The sequence below is a fragment of the Coleofasciculus sp. H7-2 genome (assembly GCF_042747725.1).
Taxonomy (GTDB): Bacteria; Cyanobacteriota; Cyanobacteriia; order Cyanobacteriales; family FACHB-T130; genus FACHB-T130.
In genome coordinates this window covers 73,991-94,725 of the sequence record NZ_JBHZGO010000086.1, presented here as the reverse complement: position 1 = coordinate 94,725, position 20,735 = coordinate 73,991, and the positions used below count along the sequence as shown (strand labels likewise).

Sequence of the window (20,735 nt, the reverse complement as noted above, 5' to 3'; positions counted from 1 at the left end):
ATGATTCCTTAAATCAAGATAGATTGTAGAGACGCGATTAATCGCGTCTCTACGCAGCGAAAATTCTTGCGCCTTTTGACTAACCGAATTGTATTGGGTTGGTTCGGGTCTTCCGAGATTGCTGAATGGACGGGCGATATCGCTAAGCTTCCTTGTCTTTGAGCTGGAAGGTTTTCCGAAACACCCACTGCATAAAGCCGGGAAACATACTATAAGATGCCTTCGATAGCTTTGCGGAACCGACCAACACCTCAGATCGCTGATGCTTCACCGCCTCCCAAATTGCCTTTGCCACATCCTCCGGCTTCTCCACCACCGGGGTACTCAGCACCTGATTGAGCTGATCTCGACGCGCTTGGGCATCTTCTGCATCCTTACCTCGAAAGATTGCCCGTTCCATCAAACTACTCTTGATTAAGTTCGGGTAAATCCCACAAACATGAATGCCTTTGGGTGCGAGTTCCGAGTGCAGCGCTTCGGTCAATCCTGTCACAGCAAACTTGCTGGTATTGTAAGGCACGAGATAAGGAACGGGTACTTTGCCGCCGATGGAACTCAGATTAACAATCGTGCCCCGCTTCCGCTCAATAAAATGAGGTAATAGGGCGTGAATTGTATGAATATATCCCCAAAGGTTGAGGTCTATAACTTGGTGCCAATCGTCTAGGGAGAACGACTCTGCTGGCCCCGATATATAGCAACCTGCATTATTGATCAGCACATCGATAGTGCCATATTCTTCCAGCGCCTTGTGAACGAGGGTTTTCACTTGCTCCGGATCTGTGACATCAGTGGGAACAGCTAGGGCTTTTCGACCGAGCGATCGCACTTCCTGTGCCGCCGCTTCCAAACGGTCAGCCTGACGCGCTGCCATCACAAGATCGTATCCTTTCTGGGCAAACAAGAGGGCGGTTGCTTTGCCGATGCCCTGAGAAGCACCCGTAATTAGTACCGTGGAAGCCATAGAGTTAGTTTAAATAATATTGCTTTGCTCTCTAAGTTTGTTCAACAAAAATGGGGAAATCCTCTAGCTTTCGTCAGAGTTTTTGATAAAAACTGCTGTAATTCTGCTCACCTAAATCTTGATTAACTTTGTGATATAGATTACTTTGCCCAAAACCCCTTTCATCTTCCTTGAGAATTAAATGCAGTTTGGGACTATAGGCAGAGAGCGGTGACTGGCTGGGTAGCTAGGATGAATGCGTAATCAATTTGTTAAGGAATGTAAACGATGCAAAGCCCTACTGATTTACCTCCTGTTGCTAGCGCGTACAATGGCAAAGACCGCAATGCCTTTCTGTTTGGCTGGAATCCCCAAGCTGAGCTATGGAACGGGCGCTTGGCGATGATCGGCTTTTTAGCTTATGTACTTTGGGATCTGGCAGGCTACAGCGTTGTCCGGGACGTGCTGCACCTGATTTCCTATACCCGCTAATTATTGACCTGCAAGACTCGTCTGGCTGGCAGTTGCAGACAAATACTACATCTGTCAGCCGGACGCTCAAGTATCCAGATGCTGCCACTGATGTGCAGTCAGGGCAGCGGAAAAACCTCTCTGGTTCGGATCGCAGTACCAGCAATCCTTTACAATAGTTATATTATTTTTACAGTATTTAACAAAAAGGAAGCGCTATCTCATCCAGACCACCGAGCATCAACAGAGTTTTCTTCCCAGAGGGACTTGCACTAGAGCGATATTTTTTCGATATTTTTTGAAGGATGAGTATCGTGTAAACTAAGCGCGATCGCTATTCTCTCCTAAATTTTTGCTTGAAAGGAAAACTACACATTTATACAAGCATGATCCAGCTCGAACGCGCACCTGTGCAACAAGCGAAACTTCCGCGAATAGAAAGAAGTGAAAATCCAATTATCGGACTTGTAATTGCTTTTGCTATTATTGGCATCTGGGCAAGCAGTCTGCTTTTCTTACTTTCCCTTGATTGGTCGCAAATTCCTACTGTGTGGAGAATCCCCGCCATCATTTGGCAAATGTTTCTTTATACAGGATTATTCATTACCGCCCATGATGCAATGCATGGAGTGGTATTTCCTCAAAACCGTAAGATTAATAACTTGATAGGTTCATTCGTATTATTGTTGTATGGATTCTTTTCTTTTGACGAGTTATTAAAAAAGCATGGGGTACACCACCAGCACCCAGCAAGCAAACTCGATCCTGATTTTCATAATAGTCAGCATAAAAACTTTTTTGCCTGGTACTTTCACTTTATGAAAGGTTATTGGAGCTGGAAACGCTTGTTTGCTTTAATGGCTTTCTATAACCTGATTGCTTTCACTCTGCCTATCCCAGAAATAAATTTGACTTTATTTTGGGTGATTCCTTCAATTTTGAGTTCGGTGCAATTATTCTTTTTTGGTACCTTTCTGCCTCATCGAGAGCCACAAGAGGGTTATAAAGATCCTCATCGCGCCCAAACAAATGCTCTCCCTGTTTTCTGGTCTTTTATCACCTGTTACCATTTTGGCTACCACGAGGAACATCACGAATATCCTCATCTTCCTTGGTGGAAGCTACCAGAAGCTTACAGAATGAATCAGACAGCTTCTAGTTAGATAAATCACCGTTTGTACTCCTAAATGTCATTTTAAGTTGTAGGTTGGGTTGAGGTACGAAACCCAACACGCATAAGCATTTGTTGGGTTTCGTACCTCAACCCAACCTACGCAGATTTGGGATTTTTAACTTTAAATGAACCGTATTGACTGGGTGGGAATGAAACAGCCCTGAGTTGATAAACACACCGTTTGTACTCCTAAATGTCATTTTAAGCAGAACTAAGGGACGTATTACAATAAACCCCTTCTTTGTTACTTCTTAATGGGTAATACTTTGGGTGGCGGGAGGCTTTCTTTCTTTTCCTCTTCCAACTTTTGTTCTTCCAACTTCTTTTCTGTCAATTTTTGCGTCGCTAGGGTTTTGTTTTCCAGCGCTAAGGTGTTTTTTGGATCGAGTTTCAAAACTTCATCAAAGACAGCGATCGCTTCTTCTAACCGATCTAACATCAAGAGGGCGACGCCTCGACCTGCCAGAATATTCGCATCATTGGGAGTAATGCGAATCGCTTGGGCGTAAGCTGCGATCGCTTCTTCATACCGTTCTAAAGCGACTAACACGACGCCTCGGTTGTACCAAGCCTGAGATAATTCAGGATTGAGGCTAATGGCGCGATCGCTAGAGGCGAGGGCTTCGGGGTATCTTCCCAAATGCCATAACACCACAGTTCGGTTCGCCCAAATATCAGCAAGAAGCGATTGATTTAAGTTCGGATCGCTATTCTTAATCGCTTGATCGTAAGCGGCGAGTGCCTTGGGATAGTCTTTTACTGTCCTAAGTATTCTGCCTTTGTTGAACCAAGCTTGGGCATAGTTAGGATTGAGGGTAGTGGCGCGATCGCTAGAAACGATCGCTTCGGAGTATCTTCCCAAAAACCACAGGGTAACGCTGCGGTTGTTCCAAGCTTCAGGGTAATCAGGGTTAAGACCGATCGCGCGATCGTGAGATGCTAATGCTTCTTCATACTTGCCTTGTCCGGCTAAGGCATTCCCCCGCTGATCCCAGGCTAATGATGGACTTAAATCACCCCATCTCCCATCTCCTTGCAATGCTTTATCGCAGGCGGCGGCGGCGTCTTCGTACTTGCTGACTTTGTTTAGCGTCGCGCACTGGTTCGCCAACGCCAGAGAGTAACTGGGACTCAATTTAACTGCCATTTCCTGAGAGGGGAGTGCTTGGGCGTACTTGCCCACCAGCGACAGCAAAACGCCATGTTCAGTCCAAGCGGTGGCGTCTGTGGGATTCAGCGCCAAAGCTTGATCGTAAGAAGCGATCGCTTCTTGGTACTGACTTAATTTTTTGAGCGCCACGCCTCGGTTGTACCAGGCGACGGCTGGAGTTCCAGCGCCCCAATCAGCATCACTTTTAAGCGCCAGATCGCAAGCGGCGATCGCTTGGGAATATTGCCCGGAGGCAGAAAGTGCGGCGCATCGATCCGCTAAAGCTAAAGAATAATCCGATTTTATTTCTAAGGCTTGGTCAAAAGAAGCGATCGCCTCCGTATTCTGTCCCAACTTCTTTTGCGCTAATCCTTTATTATACCAAGCCAAGAGCGGCGTATTGTTCTCCCAATTTCCATCGCCTCTGAGTGCTTTGTCGCAAGAGGCGATCGCGTCTTCATATTTGCCTAAGTTGGCTAGGGCGATGCACCGATCCGCCAAAGCCAGGGAATAGTTGGGTTTGAGGCGGATAGCCTTATCAGCGGAAACCAGGGCTTCGGTGTATTTTGCTTGTCCTAGCAGCCCATCCACTCGGTCAGTCCAGATTTTCGGCTTTTTGGGATCGAGAGCGATCGCTTGGTCGCAAGCCGCGACGGCTTCTGCATATTTCTTCTCGTCCCCCAATAAGTCACACAAACTCGCCCAGTAATCAATGTCCTTCAACTCCAGCGGTGGCTGCGGCGCTGGCTGAGCTAGTAAAGCCTTGGAGCCGTAAAAATTAACACTTACACAATAAACACTTAACAGAAATAAACTAAAAGTAAAAAATCTTTTGTTCGCCTTTTTCTCTCTGCGGGATTGCCCTAGCAATGCGATCGCCTTCTTCAAATTGCCGTATTCTGCCATAGCGAGAGCTTAATTTTAGACTTTCAGAATAGCATAAAACCACAAGTCATCTTCTTGCCAAAATTAATATTTTGCTGCTTGACTGTAAAGTAAAATAAACTCTTGTCCACGTAAAAAACTTTGGAAAAGAGCAATAGCTTAGGGAGCCTACAATAAATGTCCGGATTTTTATAAAAACACTTGAATATACTCTGTCAACGCCCTCATCTATGAGCGTAATCTTCCGGATTTTTACCTTAAAAATTATGCAACGTAATTTTTTACTTAGTCTAAGCGCCAGCCCAATGTTTAGATTTGCCATTTTCTTACTCGGAATCATTCCGCTACTCTCAATAGAGGCTGCTTACGCTCAAGTCCCACCCTCTGGAACCTTCACCGCCACACGCACTTGTGTAGCACCACGGGCAATTAACGGGATCAATCCGGGTAATATTCAAGTCTCAAACGGTCAGCGTTATCAAGCAGTTGGCTTCAATTCTCCGAAGCGAAAGTTTATTCAGATCGCAGTCCCTGGTGCTAAGCCAGAACGCCGCTGGGTTAGTGCTGATTGTGGTAATTTTTCCCCCACAACAGATGCGAGTTCTCGACCGAATGGCACCGTAACGCAGTCATCGACATCAGTACTGCCCTTTTTTGATAATGTTAACAACCTAGAGCTTCATGGCTTTCCGCGCCATCAAAAAGCAGACATCACACCGCCATTACCCCAACTCAGTGTTTTTGACCAAGCGGTGTTGAGAACCTGCAGGTCGATTGGCAGCCAAGTTACAGCAAGTGCTTTCAAAACATTGATGTCAGAAAATCGAGATGTACTGCGAGAGATTCAACAAGCGGTAGGCGGTAAACTGCGTGCCGTCCGCAGCACAGAAGCAGAATTTCTCGACGATCTAACAGTTGCTTGGTCTGAGAGAGGCGGCTTTGAACATATTTTTTGCGGTGAACTCGAAGGGTCAACTAAGATTGGCGGAATGCACTTTTTTGGCAGATATCGGGAATTGCAAGAACAAGGAATTGGGGGGAGACTTTCTAATAATTTGCAGAAAGAAGAGGTGGTTCCTGGGTTAGTTTATACGCTAGGAATATTCATCAAAAAGGATGGTCAAAGTTGGAAGGATGAGATCAAAGGCTATGCTCTCGTCAGCGATGCCAAAGAAATATTAATAGATGCAACGAAAGCATTAAAAGCGCAGGGAAATGCTCAGGGAGCTTGCATTCTAACAGTGCAAGATGATGAGACAAAGAAATCTTATAAGGCGGTTTTTGTCAAGAGTCGAGATGCGATTGTTACTTTTTATCCTGATGCGACTCCTAGAGGAAAAGCTTGCAGAAGTTAATTGCTCACATCTTGCATAACTCTGGTTCTGTTCGTTTCCAGCTAGCACCTGGCAATTATTGATGCTCGTCCAGTGCGTCTGAAGTAAAGGCGCGATCGCGCATTCAATAGACACTGCTTCTATGGCTTCCTTAAACTGTATTGGGGCTTAATTTAGCCTCGTTCCCCATCTCAGCTGGGGAACGAGAAACAGATATCGGTTTTATGACGCTGCAAAGTCAGGGCGGCGATCGCTCCAAAGTTTTGCAGCTTCTAGTTGTGCAGCAAGGGCAATCAACGTGGTTTCGTCAGCGGGGCGTCCCACCAACTGCACGCCGATTGGCAACCCGTTGGCGTCAAAACCAGTCGGAAGTGAGATTGCAGGCTGTCCGGTGGCATTGAATGGGGGACAGGGCGCGATCCACTGAATGATTTTCTGCAATCTTTCCTCCGGATTCAGGTGCGCCCACTCCCCAATCCGGATTGGCTGATGCATATAAATTGGCAGTACCAAAACGTCATAGTTGTCAAAAAAGGCAACAATGCGCCGCGCCGTAATTTGCATCTGAGTCACCGCTTGCAAATACTCACCCACGGAACCGGATTGCTCTAACATCCAGCGATTCATCGGTTCCAGGTAGTCGCCAGGAATCCCCGTCGCCGCCACGCCAGCTTGCCAAACTTTGGCAAAAGGTTTGATCAAATCGGTGAAATCGGGACATCCGGGTTCAACGGTATGACCCATTTCTTCTAGCAATTGCACAGTTTTTTGGACTGCTTGCCCAGATGCCGAATCGGCTTCGCCTATAGGGGGAATTGCTGTGGAAAAAGCAATCCGCAAAGACCCCAATTTTTGGGCAGTTGCTGCCAGAAAAGTCGTTCCAGGATCGGGCAACCAGTAGGGATCGCCCGTGACATAACCAGACATGACATCCAGAAGGGCGGCAGCATCGGCAACGTTACGCGCCAAGCAGCCATTGGTGGCAATGCCATTTAGATGATCGCCCACGGGTGCATAAGACACCCGACCCCTTGAGGGCTTAATGCCGACTAAACCACAACAAGCGGCGGGACCGCGCACCGAACCCCCGCCATCAGAACCTTGAGCTAGAGCGCACAATCCCGCCGCCATAGCCGCCGCTGCGCCACCACTCGATCCCCCTGGTGTATAGTCTAGATTCCAGGGATTCCGGGCGGGTGGAAACGCCGGAGGTTCTGTATAAGGGAAAGAACCTAGTTCAGAAGTCGCTGTCTTACCGAGAATCGTAAATCCAGCCAGCTTAATCCGCGTCACCACGGCATCATCATAAGCGGCGATTTTGTCCATCAGCGCGGCTGTTCCGTAGGTACAGCGAACACCGGCAACGGGGTTGAGGTCTTTAATCGAAATGGGTACCCCAAAAAAGGGCGGAAATTGCTCTGTGTTGCCTGCCAATGCTTCCGTTTTCGCCTTGGCATCGGCAAGCGCCATTTCTGCCATGACGGTAAAATAACTCCCCAGTTGGGAATCTAGTCTCTGAATGCGTTCCAGGTAAAGTTCCACCAACTCTAGCGGTGATACTTGTTTGCTGCGGATGAGCCGCGCCTGTTCTATCGCTGGGGTAAAAGCTAAATCAGTTTGATTCATGGGAACTTTGGGCGATCGCTACTTAATCTTGAACGCCTGAGCGCGTCTAGGCAATAAAATCCTAGGTCAATTTACATTGTTTCACGCGATCGCTTCTTCGTTTAATTATCCGGCTCGACACCAAGCGATCGCAGTTGTTCCGCCAATCGTTCCGCTCGTCTTCGTTCTTGTTCTGCTGCCTCTTCTGGCGTGGGAACCAAAACACCTTCTGGGGTAAAGTAGCGCAATTTTCCGGCTTCTACACCCAAATACAAATCTAGAACCTCACTCCACAGCCAGCCAGAATAATTTGGCGCGATCGCTTGATACTGTTCTCCTACCAGCCGAAAACCCGCAAATTCAAAATCCTCTGGATCGAACCAAAAGTATTCCGGTGTGCGAAATCGGTTTTGATACAGGTCTTTTTTTAAATTTCGGTCAATATTAGCCGTTGAAGTCGAAAGCAATTCGATAATCAGATCGGGATATTTGCCTTCTTCTTCCCAAACTACCCAAGAAGTGCGATCGCGTTTTTCGGTATTTTTTACTAGAAAAAAATCTGGTCCTCGAAAATCTCGATTTCGCAGTTGCTGCCGACTAAAATAAACTGTCAGATTCGCGCCAATAAAAAAATCATTCCGATTACGCCAAAACCATTCTAAGCAACTCACTAATAAAGCAAGTTGCTTGTAATGTAGAGAACTTTCCATCTCTGGTTCATCGCTCAAAAGTTTTGTAGCATCTGGCATTTTTGCTTCCAACTCTTGCGCTGTTTGGTACATCTTGCCACCTGCTGTCTTGAGAAAGGACTGAGGGCTAAGGACTGAGGGCTAAGGAGTGAGGACTGAGGACTGAGGGCTAAGGAGTGAGGACTGAGGACTGAGGGCTAAGGAGTGAGGACTGAGGAGTGAGGGCTAAGGAGTGAGGACTGAGGACTGAGGACTGAGGGCTAAGGAGTGAGGACTGAGGAGTGAGGGCTGAGGACTGAGGAGTGAGGACTGAGGAGTGAGGACTGAGGAGTGAGGGCTAAGGAGTGAGGGCTAAGGAGTGAGGACTGAGGAGTGAGGACTGTAGGCGCTTCGCCTTCCCGAAGGGTGGACTGAGGAGTGAGGAGTGAATAAGAGAGAGGAAAAGGCATATAGCAATCCTTTTTAAGTTGTGCGCGAGTATTCGCCTTAGTGTAGAAGACTTGCGGTTATCGCGTCTCTACAGGGGTTCACTTTATCCAAATTATAATTATTCAGATAGAAAAAGTTAGAAGCCCGCGCAGGCAGGGCTAATTGTTTGTCTAGCCCCACCCTTGAGGATGTGGGTCAATCGTGCTTTTGAGCGATTAAACTTTTGAGCGGTCGGTCAAAATCTCATATCCATCTTCCGTCACCAACACGGTATGCTCAAACTGAGCTGACAGGGCATTATCCACCGTCACTGCCGTCCACTTGTCGGATAAGATGCGGGTAAACTTTGAACCAGCATTTAAAATCGGCTCAATTGCCAAAGTCATGCCAGCGCGAAGCTTGACATTTGGCATCTCGCGGGTGCGGAAATTAAAAACTGACGGTTCTTCGTGCAAATTCCGCCCAACACCGTGTCCGGTGAAGTCTTCCACAATACTAAAACCATTGCCTAGCACATGGTCTTGAATGGCACCTGCAAGGTCGAGCAGGTAGGCTCCAGCTTTAACTTGTTCAATTCCTTTAAAAAGCGCTTCTTCTGCCACGCGGATTAACTTAGCCGCTTCTGGTGTCACCTCACCCACGGCGATGGTGATGCAAGAATCACCGTGATAGCCCTGGAAATAAGCACCTGTATCGACTTTCAGGACATCGCCAGTCCGAATCACTTTTTTGGGGTTGGGAATCCCATGCACGACTTCGTTGTTGATGCTAGAGCAAATCGAAGCGGGGAAGCCGTGATATCCCTTAAAACTGGGCGTTGCCCCCATTTGGCGGATGCGCTTTTCGGCGTGAGCATCTAAATCCGCTGTTGTCATACCAGGCTGCACCATCTCTTGAATTTCTTTCAGCACGGTTGCCACAATCTTCGCCGCCTGTCGCATGATTTCAATTTCACGCTGTGACTTAATTTCAATGCCACGGCGTTGTTTTTTCTCGCGGGGAGGTTGAGCGGGTTGGAAAAGCAGATTGTTCAGGATGTTCATTTGACGGATGGCGAGTGGTGGGATGTCAACAGGGCAAAGCGATCGCTCCTCCCGACTGCTTCTGGTGGTGATTGACGAATGAGGAAGCACTCTCCCTGTTAATTTGTCAGGTATTTATTATCTTAAGTTAACTTTGTTGAAACCATTCCTAGGGCGGGAGGCTCGACGGTTGTTCTCGCATCTGCATTGTTTCAGGATTACAGCCACCAACTGGTATTAAGAGTGGTTCTGCTGCGCTGCCATCAGCTCTTTGAATCGAGGCTTAAAAGCTTCAATTGCCTCCTGAGTGGGCTGGGTTTTTTGCCATGCAGGACGCTGCATTAAGTTTTCACACCAGGCACTCAGTTTGGGATGGTTATCCAAGGAAACGCCTAGCATGGGCAACAACGGCACCACAGTTCCGGCGACAATCTCGGCGAGGGTGAGACTAGAGCTACCTGCAAAGTATCGATCGTCGCCAAGTAGACTCTCAAAAAAGTTCAGCACTGTCAGCACTTTCTGCGTTGACTGCTCCAGGTTCTGTGCGTCTGTATCCAAGCCCATCATTTGATTCACGAATGGGTTCATGGCAGGCAACAGTTCGTTGACAGTCACCATTTCCACCATCCGCACGGTTGCTAGCGCCTTGGCATCCGTAGGCAGCAAGGCAGGCGTGGGGTACTTTGCCTCTAGATAGTCAAGGATGGCTAAGGATTCTACGATGTTAAAGCCATCATCCACTAAAACTGGAATGTGGTGGAAGGGACTCATCGCTAGAAATTCTGGTTGAAATTGATCGCCATCCAGATTGAGCGACACCAGCTCAAAGGGAATTTCTTTCTCCAGTAGCGCCACCCATACGCGGCTTGAGTTGGCGGAAAGGGCGGTGTGATAAAGCTTCAGCATGAGGACACCTCTCCAGAACTTATTTCCCAGGATACTCCGCTGGCTCGTCTGGCAACGAATGCGATCGCGTCCTATGCAACTTTTCCCAGACTTCCCTCTCCCTATTTTTCCATCTTCCTGCTAAGAAACACTAGCGAACCGTCTTTAAACCCTCAACTTTATCCATAAATAAATCGGTAAAAATGCTCATGATTGTGCGCTTACGCACCTTCAGGTTGACACTCACCGACATCCCTGATTGCAGCGGGACTTCTCGACCCTTAATTAAAAGAGACTGATGATCTAAGCTAACTTTGGCAGGAAATGTATAATAAGGGCGGATTTGTTCGGGTGGTAGAGCATCCGAGCCAATCCAGGTTAAACGACCTTTCGTATCGCCAAATTCCCGGAATGGAAAAGAGTCAATTCTAATATCTGCTTCCATTCCTTCTTTAACAAAGCCAATATCTTTATTTGTGATAAAAACTTTAGCAACTAGAGTGTCAGTTGGAACAATTTTTAAAATGGGTTCGGTAGAACTGGTAACAAAACCTGGCCCCTGAGCTTTTAGCTCAAAGATGGTTCCATCTACCGGAGCTTGAATTTCTTGGTATTTTAAATTTTGTTCCGCTTGACTCATTTGGCTGTCAATTTCTGCAAGGCGTTTGTTGTTTTCTACAATTGCCTTGTTTAGCTGATCGTCAATTTCTGCCAGACGTTTTTCATTCTCAGCAATTTTGGTTTGCAAATCTTGTTTAGTCAAAGCGATGGTATTTTGCAGCTTTTCATTCGCTTGCGCGATCGCTAGCTGTAACCGCTTCTGTTCCTGAGTCAGTTGATCCACCTCAGCTTTGCGAGTGCGTACATCCTGCTTCTGCTTCAGGTATTGCACGCGGGAAACCGCTCCTTGCTTCATGATCGGTTCTATATCGTCGAGAATCCCCTGATTCACCTCTAATAGGTCTTTGGAACTCGCTATCTCTACCTGAGTTTGACTTAATTGCTTTTCCAATTGTTCAGCTTCCAACCTAGCAGTCGCAACGCGAGAATTTAGTTCTGCTAGACTCGATTGAAAACGCTGTTGTTGATCTAAGCTAAGACTTGTTCCTTTGGAAGAACCTCTTAGTTGAGCGCGATAAAGTTGATTTTCTGACGCTACAGCAGATCGGACTTTAGTCAGAGATACTAACTCTAATGGCAGCTTTAGTTGAGCAGTATCTCCATCTATCGCCGTGGGGAAACCTGCGCCTTTTATTTGCGAACGATAAAACTGATTTTCCTGCTTTAATGCTGTCTGAATTTTATTCAGGGAAGTCAGCTGAGCCTGAGCCGTTTTTGAGTCTAAACTCAGCAGTTTATCCCCTTTTTTGACTCGTTGCCCATCCTTGACATAAATTTCTTTGACTACGCCTACTATTGGAGCTTGAACTTCCTTAACAGCACCTTGAGGTTCCAGTTTGCCTGTTGCAGGGATGGCTTCTTCAATTTGGAATACAGAAGCCCAAACTATCACAAAAGTTGTCATTCCCATGATTCCCCAAACGATGGCGCGAGACCAAGTCGGGGATTGTTGAAGAATAACAGCTTGATCGAAGTTGTTTGAGGTTGAGGCGGGTGGCGTTACTTCCTGATTAGTATTAGGACTTGGGACTATTTGGGGTACTAAAGATAGTTGATCGTTAGACTGTTTTCCATTTTGTTGGAGCATAGCTGACAATAGTTCTGAGGATTGAGGGTTGAGGACTGAGGGCTGAGGACTGAGGACTGAGGGCTGAGGACTGAGGACTGAGGGCTGAGGACTGAGGGCTGAGGGCTGAGGGACTGAGGGACTGAGGACTGAGGGCTGAGGGCTGAGGGCTGAGGGACTGAGGGACTGAGGGACTGAGGACTGAGGGCTGAGGACTGAGGGCTGAGGAGTGTTAGCGTAGCGGCGCTGTGTTCGCGAACTGAATAATAGAAGGTGAGAGGGTGAGAGTGGGAGAGGGGAAGTTATTAACAACCCATTAGCAATTAGCCATTAGCAATTCCCATTCGGATTTCTATAGTTGCGCTTCTTGTTGTTGATACAGACAGTAGTAGCGACCTCTGAGAGCCATTAATTCGTCATGAGTACCCTGTTCAACTACTGCACCTTGATCCATCATCAAAATCAGATTGGCATTTCTAATTGTAGTTAAACGATGGGTAATAAAAAACACAGTGCGATCGCGGAATGTCGAGGCTAGATTTAAACATACTTGTCGCTCTGCGTTGTAGTCCAAAGCGCTGGTCGCTTCGTCTAAAATCAGTAACTGAGGATTTTGTAAAACGGTACGCGCGATCGCAATTCGCTGTCTTTGTCCCCCAGATAAAGCCGAACCCCGTTCTCCGACGCGAGTGTTGTAGCCGTTAGGCAAAGCCATGATAAAGTCGTGGGAAAAAGCTACCTTGGCGGCTTCAATGATTTCCTCATCGCTGGCATCGGGATTGGTCAGCGCAATATTTTCCTGCACCGTCCCATCAAACAAGAGAGTATCCTGAAGCACCATTCCAATCTGACGCCGCAGGGAATAAAGTTCTACCTTACTAATATCATAGTCATCAATGATAATCCGTCCCGATCTTGGCTCATAGAGTCTGGGTAAAAGTTTTGTCAAGGTACTTTTACCCGATCCGCTTTGTCCGACGATGCCGATAAATAGCCCTGCCGGAAATTCCATATTAATGTTACTTAGCTGAAGAGATCCACTGGGATTGAAACTGAAAGAAACATTTTCAAACTTCACGCTTCCTTGAATGACTGGCATGAGGATGTTGTGACGGTCAGCTTCATCTGCTTCTAGATTGGCGTCGAGAACATCGCCCAGTCGCTCAAGAGATAAAGCTGTTTCCTGAAAGTTTTGCCACAATTGCACTAATCGCAATAACGGACTTGTTACATAACCGGAAAGGATGCGGAAAGCGATCAACTGTCCTAATGTTAATTCTCCTTTTAGGACTAAATAAGCTCCAGCCCATAACACTAACAAACTGGAGAGTTTATTCAGAAAACTACTCACCGAACTGGCAGTAGTAGATGTAGAAACTGTCTTAAATCCAGCACTGATATAACGACCATAACGCTCTTGCCATTGCCAGCGCGATCGCAGTTCCAAATTTTGCGCCTTAACCGTTTGGATTCCTGACAGAACTTCCACTAAATAAGAGTGAGTTTCGGCGTTGCGCTCTGCTTTCACCCGCGACTGCTGCCGAATGATCGGTGACACTCCAAGTGTTAGCAAAGCAAACAGTGGCACTGTTGCCAATGCGACTAGCGTTAGCACTCCACTGTAAATTAACATCACCACAATGTAGATGACTGAAAAGATAGCATCTAACACTACAGTTAAGGCAGTTCCAGTTAGGAAGGAGCGAATATTTTCTAGTTCATTAACGCGAGTAGCGAGTTCCCCAACAGGTCGCCGTTCAAAATAGGACAAAGGCAGGCGTAAAAGGTGACTGATTACCTCTGAGCCTAAAGCCAAGTCCATCCGGTTGGTGGTATCAACAAATAAATGCGTGCGTAAACTGGTCAGAACTGCTTCGACGGCAGCGACGACGACTAAGAAAATGCCTAAAACAGATAAAGTATCAATACTGTTTTGTACAAGAACTTTGTCAATAATCACCTGAGTCATCAGGGGATTTACTAAACCAAAGATTTGTACAAAAATGGAAGCAATTAAAACTTCTATTAAAACCTTGCGGTAGCGATAGATAGAAGGTAAAAACCAACGCAGACTAAACCGCTCTTTAGAAGCTTCTTTTGTGGGTCGGAGCAGCAGAACTTCCCCTTCTGGCCCCCAGGCTTCCATGAATTGGGCTGGTTTTTTGCGTAAGATGCCAACTTCTGGCACCGCCAGCACTAACTCGCGATCGCTAATTTTGTAAAGAATCGCAAAACTATCTTGCCAAGTAATCATGGCGGGAGCTTGCAGGCGACATACCGCAACCGCAGGCACTTTAATTAATTGAGTATTCAACCCCGTTAGCTCAGCCACAGCACCGCAAAATTGCAGAGACAAGCTCTCTGTGTGCTTGAGATGATTGACTAAGACTCTCTTGATCACATCCCGCCGGAAAGGTATCCCCAAGTGCTGAGACAGCATTTGGAAGCAAGCTAATGTTGCATCCAAACGACCTCTTCCGTGGATGTAGGGGTGTTTCTCATGTTTGAAGGGCGTCGTCTCACCGGCGGGAGGCTGTTCCGGCGCGTAGGGAATCGCTTCCCAGTCAGTTGTCGTGCTAGCGGAAAGGGACGCTGATGCTAAAGCGATCGCGCCTTTCGATTCCGAGGGAAACAGGATGGACTTCTGCAAGCCTAATAAACGAACCCCTCTCGCGCCTTCTACGTGTAAATTTCCGGGTGTACTCGGTATCAAGCGGCTTCCTACGGGGAAATCAGCGACGGTTCCGCCACTCACCAGCCATACCAAGTTGGGATCTATCTTGCTGAGGGGAGTTTTTCCGGGCGGTAAGTTGAGAATCGTTGCTTCTGAGACAGCTTTTAAAGCCAGTTCCTTGAGATTGGTTGTCCCGTCAGCTTGACGCGCCAGTTCTTCCCCAAGGAGATCAAATACTTCAATTAAAGAACAACGGTTTTCAAAAGCAGCCGCAAATGAGCGTTCCTGGTTTAATAAAGCTAAAAAATCGGCGGCGGGGAGGATTAAACAAATGGTTTCTGTAGAAGCGATCGCTGTCTCGCAAGCAGTTCCCCGAATTAAGCTAACCCATCCTAGAATTTCTCCGGGTTCTAATAATTTCAGGGTGACAGGTGCTTGGCTCCGGGGGTCATAACCTAAAAGGCGGGCTTGCCCTTGATAGATAATGGCAATCTGCGCTGGCATTGTTTCCCGCACAAACATTGCCTGTCCCATGCGGTAGCGCAAAAATTGAAATTTTGCCGCCACTCTTTCTAAAACAACAGATGGCAGTTGATTAAACGGAGATATAGCAGCGAGAATTTCTTTGATACTAATTGTCGTATGGGTCATCCCGTCTTGCGGCTGCACCTTCCATCCAAGCTGTTACTTGATGGGAAAGAAAGCCGCCCTCCTTGTTCAAATATTTACAGTCTATTACAGCTAAAAGGGATACTATTGCTGAAAACAAACAGAATAATTTAATAAGTGATGCTTAAGATCCTTTTGAATCATTTTGACAGGTTTAGCACCACTGTTCCGTAGTTTATCAAAATAGTTTAATGAGAGAAATCCGGGTTTTCAAGGTCGTCTTTAACACCTGAATCGACGACATCTCTACTTAGCGATCGCTCGTTTACGCTGCTGCTAGTTGACCGATCGCCTCAACCTTACGATTTGTTGCAGCCCCTAGCCAAATCCTATCTGATTCTGGTAGTTTACCGATTTGTTCTTGCAACCAAGTTTCAAAAAGTTCTCGCAGCAATCGTTGACGCATGAATTCATTTAATTGGGCGGGAACTAACTTTTCTAGGCGCACAATGACCATCCATTCTCCTAAAGGTCTAGGCGACCAAAGTTGACCCTTTTGACTAACCGATAGCAGTCTCCCCAGATGCGGGTGGAGAGTTCCTATCTCAACCGGACCGATGGTTCCACCCGTTTGTGCTTCAGGACCTTGGGAATACTCAGCCGCCAGTTGGCTAAAAGACTGCTCTTGTTCCCAAAGGCGGAAATAAAGTTCTTGGGCAATGCCTGGATCTTGCGTCCGAATCAACGAATAAATTGCTTGATCCAGTTGAGCTTTGCGCTTGAGAAAATAAGATTCTAGTTTGTTACCCCAAGTCGCTTGTTTAAACTTTTCAATTCTTAACTTCCGCGTTGTCAAGGCTTCTAAATGCTCTTGGCTCATCCCGTAGCGTTCTAGCCAAGCTTGCTGTTCGGCTTCCGAAGTCAGTTGATTTTGCTGGTAGAAATGCCCGCAAGCATGAGCAATTTCTTCAGGCGTACAGTTAAAGGAAGCGATCGCACTGTCAATAATGCTCTCACGCAGCAATTGAGGAAACATTTGGTAGCTAGCCAGTAGGGGAATGATTTCCTCAGTCGTGATGGTGCGATTACCGATTTGTAAAACTGTAGTCATACCTGAGTCCCTTTGAATTTCTGGTTTGCGACTGAGATTTTGAGCGCGATCGCTCTTTTGACATCTGCAAATCTCTATGGACTTATCAGCCAAAAATTCAGGAATTATGCAGAAAATTACAAAACTTTACTCTACCCTTTTCTAGGAGCCAGCGCCGGAAGTGGAGTCAAGCACCACCCGTCAGCCGGTCATTGCCAAAACCGCCGATGAGAGTGTCATTGCCAGCATAACCCTTGAGGATATCATTACCGTCGCCGCCATATAGCCAATCGTTGCCATACCAGCCCAGCAGAATGGGAATTATTTCTTCAGCAATGCTGCTGCGATTATCAACTTGCAAAACATTCTTCATATTTGTAGAGCCTCCTGAGTCTTGGGGTAACAACTGAAAGTTTTAGTTTGATCGTCAACCCAAGATTTACTTTCTAGATGTAGAATTGCCTAATATTATTAACTTCTATTCCCTTTAGGTTACTTAAAATTTTGGTGCTAGGCAAAGTGGCATCTGGAACGCAGAGTCACAATCAAGCCAATAAAGGCCAAGTTTATTGGTGAGAGTTGGCGCAAATAAATGGCTCATTGCCATCATTTTCTTTTGCTCAAGAATAAAATCGTTGTAATCGGCTAGGTTATCGAGTCCCAAGAGATTCAGGATGATCTCAGTAACTAGCCAAACAGTTGTTTTAACGAATACTCTTTTCCACTGCGCCTTCATTGGTTTACACCTTCCGGGATGATCGAGGTTTGTACCCTGGTTGCGGTTCTCAATCAGGTTGGGTTCTAGATGAACCGCTATTAAGTTGTCAGGTACAAATGCAGTAGTTTTGCAAAGCTTTACAAACGTTTACAATGATTCTGCTAATCGGCGCAGCAGTAATTTTGGCACAAGAGGCTACTTTGCCTGTTCAACCCCGCCACCTTTGGTGTCACTGTCATCTGAAAGACTATCCAAATCTCGGATATGTAGGCTCCTTTTGAGTTCACGTTCCCCAGCACTGGTGCAATTTGTTGGGTTTCGCTTACACTCTACCCAACCTACGATTTTTCAAGGGTTCCAGGGGTTTTGGATAGTCTTTCAGCACTGTCATACTGTTCAGGTAAGAGTAAGCATTGCTTCAGCAGAACAGGACTTACGCAAAGCTTATACATATAGCGTTCTTGTCGGTTCAATCCCTCTGTGGTTGCCCTCAGATGTGGTGATGTTGCGTAAGTCCTGAGAAAATAAACAAGCCCCTGAGAAATTTAGGCATTTCTCAGGGGTATTGAAGTTATAAGAGTCAAATTATTCCGATTCGTCAACCTAGACGCTCACAAAGTCAAGAGAAGCGTAGACATTGGTGGTATCCTGAACCACCGCAATCAAGTCATTGCCCTTATAGATTGCCGTATCCAGCGCCGAGGTACCGCCGAAGCTATAACTCTTGTTCAGGGTGTAGTCAGCATAGCTGCCCTTCACCTGAATCTTGTCGCCCTCACCCCAGTAGAAGTCCGTGATAGTTGCGTAACCAGCACCCAGATAGGAGACACCACCGTAAGCGGTACCCAGCACGAAGGTGTCACCCTCGCTGCCGCCACTCAAGGTGTCGTATTCATAAGCCGTGCCGCCATAGCCATTCAGGTAATCCTTACCGGCTTCGCCATACAGCTTGTCACTGCCAGCGCCGCCATTCAGGCTGTCGTCGCCATAGTAGCCCAGCAGGGTGTCGTTGCCTGCGCCACCGGAGAGGTAGTCATTGCCATGCCAGCCATCTAGGGTGTCGTTGCCATCTTCCCCGTACAGGTAATCGTTGCCGTTGCCGCCATTAATGTAGTCATCGCCAGTCCAGCCCAACAGAGAGTCGTTGCCATCTTCACCATAGAGGCTGTCGTTGCCAGTCCAACCATCTACATAGTCATCGCCTGCGCCAGCTTTCACAATATCGTCACCGGCTCCAGCATAGATCGAATCATTGTAGGCAGTGCCGTTGAGCTGACCGTGGTAGTTGAAAGGAAAGAAAGGGGGGCCGTTGAAGGTGTTGTTGTCGTTGTAAGCGGTGCCGTTGATAATCGCCATAATCTTTGCTCTTTAGTAATGATGAGAATTGGTGTTTGTTGGTGTGTTGTCATCAATCAATCGCTTGAATCAGTTGATTGATGGTAAGTGATGTCCGAAAGGTTTGTATTTAAGAGAAATGTAATTCGCGGTTACACTTGATGTTAATCTTTGGGACATCGCTGGCTCTGTGCTAAAGGCTGGTAATGTAGCTTGGGAAACTAAAAGTTGAATTTGTTATTTCCCCGTTGCATTTTGTTCACCTCTATGCACTTGTCAGCCCTAACGGAGCCATTTATGCAAGTCGTTACAAACGTTTACATAAACTCGGCAAAAGCTGGAAAAGTCGATTTTTAATGGGTGCTGCTGAGTCTATTGGGCTGCATTGAGCATCTACGACTACTAAGCTGAAGCATTGCTAAAGAATCTTCGCCCCTTGAGTCAGATACCGAGCGTAAATCCACTAAACCTTTGCAACCATACAGTTCAGCTAGGGGTAGTCATTGCTTCAGCAGAAAATAAACAAGCCCCTGAGAAATTTAGGCATTTCTCAGGGGTATTGAAGTTATAGAGTCAAGTTATTCCGATTCGTCAACCTAGACGCTCACAAAGTCAAGAGAAGCGTAGACATTGGTGGTATCCTGAACCACCCCAATCAAGTCACTGCCCTTATAGATTGCTGTATCCAGCGCCGTGGTGCCTCCGAAGTTATAGCTCTTGTTCAGGGTGTAGTCAGCGTAGCTGCCCTTAACCTGAATCTTGTCGCCCTCATTCCACTTGAAGTCAGTGATGGTTGCGTAGCCAGCACCCAGGTAGGAAGCACCACTAGCGGTACCCAGCACGAAGGTGTCACCTTCGCTGCCACCACTCAGGGTGTCGTATTCATAAGCCGTGCCGCCATAGCCATTCAGGTAATCCTTACCGGCTTCGCCATACAGCTTGTCACTGCCAGCGCCGCCATTCAGGCTGTCGTCGCCATAGTAGCCCAGCAGGGTGTCGTTGCCTGCGCCACCGGAGAGGTAGTCATTGCCATACCAGCCATCTAGAGTATCGTTGCCTGCTTCGCCATACAGGTAGTCGTTGCCGTTGCCGCCATTGATGTAGTCGTCACCGTAGTAGCCGAGGATGCTGTCATTGCCATCTTGACCATAGAGGCTGTCGTTGCCATTCCAGCCATCTATGTAGTCATCGCCAGCTCCAGCGTAAACCGTGTCGTTCCCTTCTTTGGCGTAGATGGAATCATTGTAGGCAGTGCCGTAGAGTGTGTCGTTGTAAATGGTGCCGTTGATAATCGCCATAATCTTTGCTCTTTAGTGATGATGAGAATTGGTGTTTGTTGGTGTGTTGTCATCAATCAATCGCTTGAATCGGTTGATTGGTGGTGAGTGATGTCCGAAAGGTTTGTATTCTCAGGAAATGTTATTGTTCGCCTTTGCACTTCTAGAGAGCTTTCGGACATCGTTGGTCGTTGTCTTTGCCTCGCTGGTGATGATGCTTGGGAAACCAGAAGTTGGGTTGTTTTATCTCCCCGTTGCATTTTGTTCACCTCTATGCACTTGTCAGCCGCAACGGAGCCAATTATGCAAGTCGTTACAAACGTTTACATAAAATTGGCAAATATGGGTGGTTGTGAATTAACTCAAGAAGGAGCGAGGAAACGAAAATCCTTCTAAGACAGGCTTTCCGGCTTTGGCGCTATACAGGACTTACGCAACTTGCGCGACATCTGAGGGCAACCACAGGGGGATTGCCCCTACAAAACGCTATATGTAATAAGCTTTGCGTAAGTCCCGACTATAGATAAATGTTGTTCAAAGCTCGTTGGCAATTGCTGTTGGCGGTGAAACACAGCTAGCGCCATCGCTTCATTTGAGTGTCACTCAATCGTGCGACAGCAGAGCTATTTACTTTCAACCAGAGCGATCGCTATCCTTGAAGAACGCACAATTACGCGCCTAGTTCTTCCTTGCCATCTGCCGGAATCCTCACTCATCAGCAATCGAAAATCCGTAATTTCTAACTGTATGTAGTAGAC

18 protein-coding genes are annotated in these 20,735 nt (G+C 46.9%); 4 read left to right on the top strand and 14 right to left on the bottom strand.

Translation table 11 applies throughout. The annotated features are described in order from the left end of the window. Positions 1-142 precede the first annotated feature (142 nt). On the bottom strand, positions 143-964 hold the full coding sequence (locus ACFW2W_RS17800) for an SDR family NAD(P)-dependent oxidoreductase (protein WP_378180932.1): 822 nt from the start codon (positions 962-964) through the stop codon (positions 143-145). A 267-nt stretch (positions 965-1,231) separates the two neighbouring features. Here ACFW2W_RS17800 and ACFW2W_RS17795 point away from each other — a divergent pair, with 267 nt between their 5' ends. The 3 genes from ACFW2W_RS17795 (at position 1,232) to crtW (ending at position 2,577) form a co-directional block, all read left to right on the top strand. Beyond that, positions 1,232-1,435, top strand: coding sequence for a chlorophyll a/b-binding protein (locus tag ACFW2W_RS17795; protein WP_378180930.1), 204 nt, complete (start codon positions 1,232-1,234; stop codon positions 1,433-1,435). Beyond that, positions 1,372-1,593 (top strand): hypothetical protein, encoded by a 222-nt coding sequence (locus ACFW2W_RS17790; RefSeq protein ID WP_378180927.1) that lies wholly within the window; start codon positions 1,372-1,374, stop codon positions 1,591-1,593. Before ACFW2W_RS17795 ends, ACFW2W_RS17790 begins: the two co-directional genes overlap by 64 nt. Positions 1,594-1,800: 207 nt before the next feature. After that, the gene (crtW, locus tag ACFW2W_RS17785; RefSeq protein ID WP_378180924.1) at positions 1,801-2,577 is read left to right on the top strand and encodes a beta-carotene ketolase CrtW; all 777 of its coding nucleotides are present in this window, start codon (positions 1,801-1,803) and stop codon (positions 2,575-2,577) included. 255 nt (positions 2,578-2,832) lie between these two features. On the opposite strand, the gene ACFW2W_RS17780 is transcribed toward crtW, so the two are convergent. After that, positions 2,833-4,644 (bottom strand): tetratricopeptide repeat protein, encoded by a 1,812-nt coding sequence (locus ACFW2W_RS17780; RefSeq protein ID WP_378180921.1) that lies wholly within the window; start codon positions 4,642-4,644, stop codon positions 2,833-2,835. A 284-nt stretch (positions 4,645-4,928) separates the two neighbouring features. On the opposite strand from ACFW2W_RS17780, the gene ACFW2W_RS17775 reads away from it, so the two are divergent. Next, positions 4,929-5,978, top strand: coding sequence for an EndoU domain-containing protein (locus tag ACFW2W_RS17775; RefSeq protein ID WP_378180918.1), 1,050 nt, complete (start codon positions 4,929-4,931; stop codon positions 5,976-5,978). A 201-nt stretch (positions 5,979-6,179) separates the two neighbouring features. Here the strand turns inward: ACFW2W_RS17775 and ACFW2W_RS17770 are convergent, their stop codons facing one another. The 12 genes from ACFW2W_RS17770 to ACFW2W_RS17715 all read right to left on the bottom strand — a co-directional run bounded on the left by ACFW2W_RS17770 (position 6,180) and on the right by ACFW2W_RS17715 (position 19,998). Further along, on the bottom strand, positions 6,180-7,583 hold the full coding sequence (locus tag ACFW2W_RS17770) for an amidase (RefSeq protein ID WP_378180916.1): 1,404 nt from the start codon (positions 7,581-7,583) through the stop codon (positions 6,180-6,182). 101 nt (positions 7,584-7,684) lie between these two features. After that, entirely contained in the window at positions 7,685-8,344 is a 660-nt protein-coding gene (locus ACFW2W_RS17765; protein WP_378180913.1) for a Uma2 family endonuclease, read from the bottom strand. 167 nt (positions 8,345-8,511) lie between these two features. Beyond that, on the bottom strand, positions 8,512-8,700 hold the full coding sequence (locus ACFW2W_RS17760) for a hypothetical protein (protein ID WP_378180910.1): 189 nt from the start codon (positions 8,698-8,700) through the stop codon (positions 8,512-8,514). Positions 8,701-8,895: 195 nt separating this feature from the next. Continuing rightward, positions 8,896-9,723, bottom strand: coding sequence for a type I methionyl aminopeptidase (gene map, locus ACFW2W_RS17755; RefSeq protein ID WP_378181045.1), 828 nt, complete (start codon positions 9,721-9,723; stop codon positions 8,896-8,898). A gap of 216 nt (positions 9,724-9,939) precedes the next feature. Beyond that, positions 9,940-10,608 (bottom strand): glutathione S-transferase family protein, encoded by a 669-nt coding sequence (locus ACFW2W_RS17750; protein WP_378180907.1) that lies wholly within the window; start codon positions 10,606-10,608, stop codon positions 9,940-9,942. A gap of 130 nt (positions 10,609-10,738) precedes the next feature. Beyond that, positions 10,739-12,295, bottom strand: coding sequence for an HlyD family efflux transporter periplasmic adaptor subunit (locus ACFW2W_RS17745; RefSeq protein ID WP_378181042.1), 1,557 nt, complete (start codon positions 12,293-12,295; stop codon positions 10,739-10,741). A 331-nt stretch (positions 12,296-12,626) separates the two neighbouring features. Further along, positions 12,627-15,599 carry a peptidase domain-containing ABC transporter gene (locus tag ACFW2W_RS17740; RefSeq protein WP_378180904.1) on the bottom strand — a complete coding sequence of 991 codons (2,973 nt, stop codon included), beginning with the start codon at positions 15,597-15,599 and terminating at the stop codon, positions 12,627-12,629. A 283-nt stretch (positions 15,600-15,882) separates the two neighbouring features. Beyond that, positions 15,883-16,668: a peptidylprolyl isomerase gene (locus ACFW2W_RS17735; protein ID WP_378180901.1), complete on the bottom strand. Its 786-nt coding sequence runs from the start codon at positions 16,666-16,668 to the stop codon at positions 15,883-15,885. A gap of 166 nt (positions 16,669-16,834) precedes the next feature. Continuing rightward, complete coding sequence (locus ACFW2W_RS17730; protein WP_378180898.1) at positions 16,835-17,020, bottom strand: hypothetical protein; 186 nt, start codon at positions 17,018-17,020, stop codon at positions 16,835-16,837. 123 nt (positions 17,021-17,143) lie between these two features. After that, the gene (locus ACFW2W_RS17725; RefSeq protein ID WP_378180895.1) at positions 17,144-17,383 is read right to left on the bottom strand and encodes a hypothetical protein; all 240 of its coding nucleotides are present in this window, start codon (positions 17,381-17,383) and stop codon (positions 17,144-17,146) included. 585 nt (positions 17,384-17,968) lie between these two features. After that, positions 17,969-18,721, bottom strand: coding sequence for a calcium-binding protein (locus ACFW2W_RS17720; protein WP_378180892.1), 753 nt, complete (start codon positions 18,719-18,721; stop codon positions 17,969-17,971). 575 nt (positions 18,722-19,296) lie between these two features. Then, entirely contained in the window at positions 19,297-19,998 is a 702-nt protein-coding gene (locus ACFW2W_RS17715) for a calcium-binding protein (RefSeq protein ID WP_378180889.1), read from the bottom strand. Positions 19,999-20,735 lie beyond the last annotated feature (737 nt).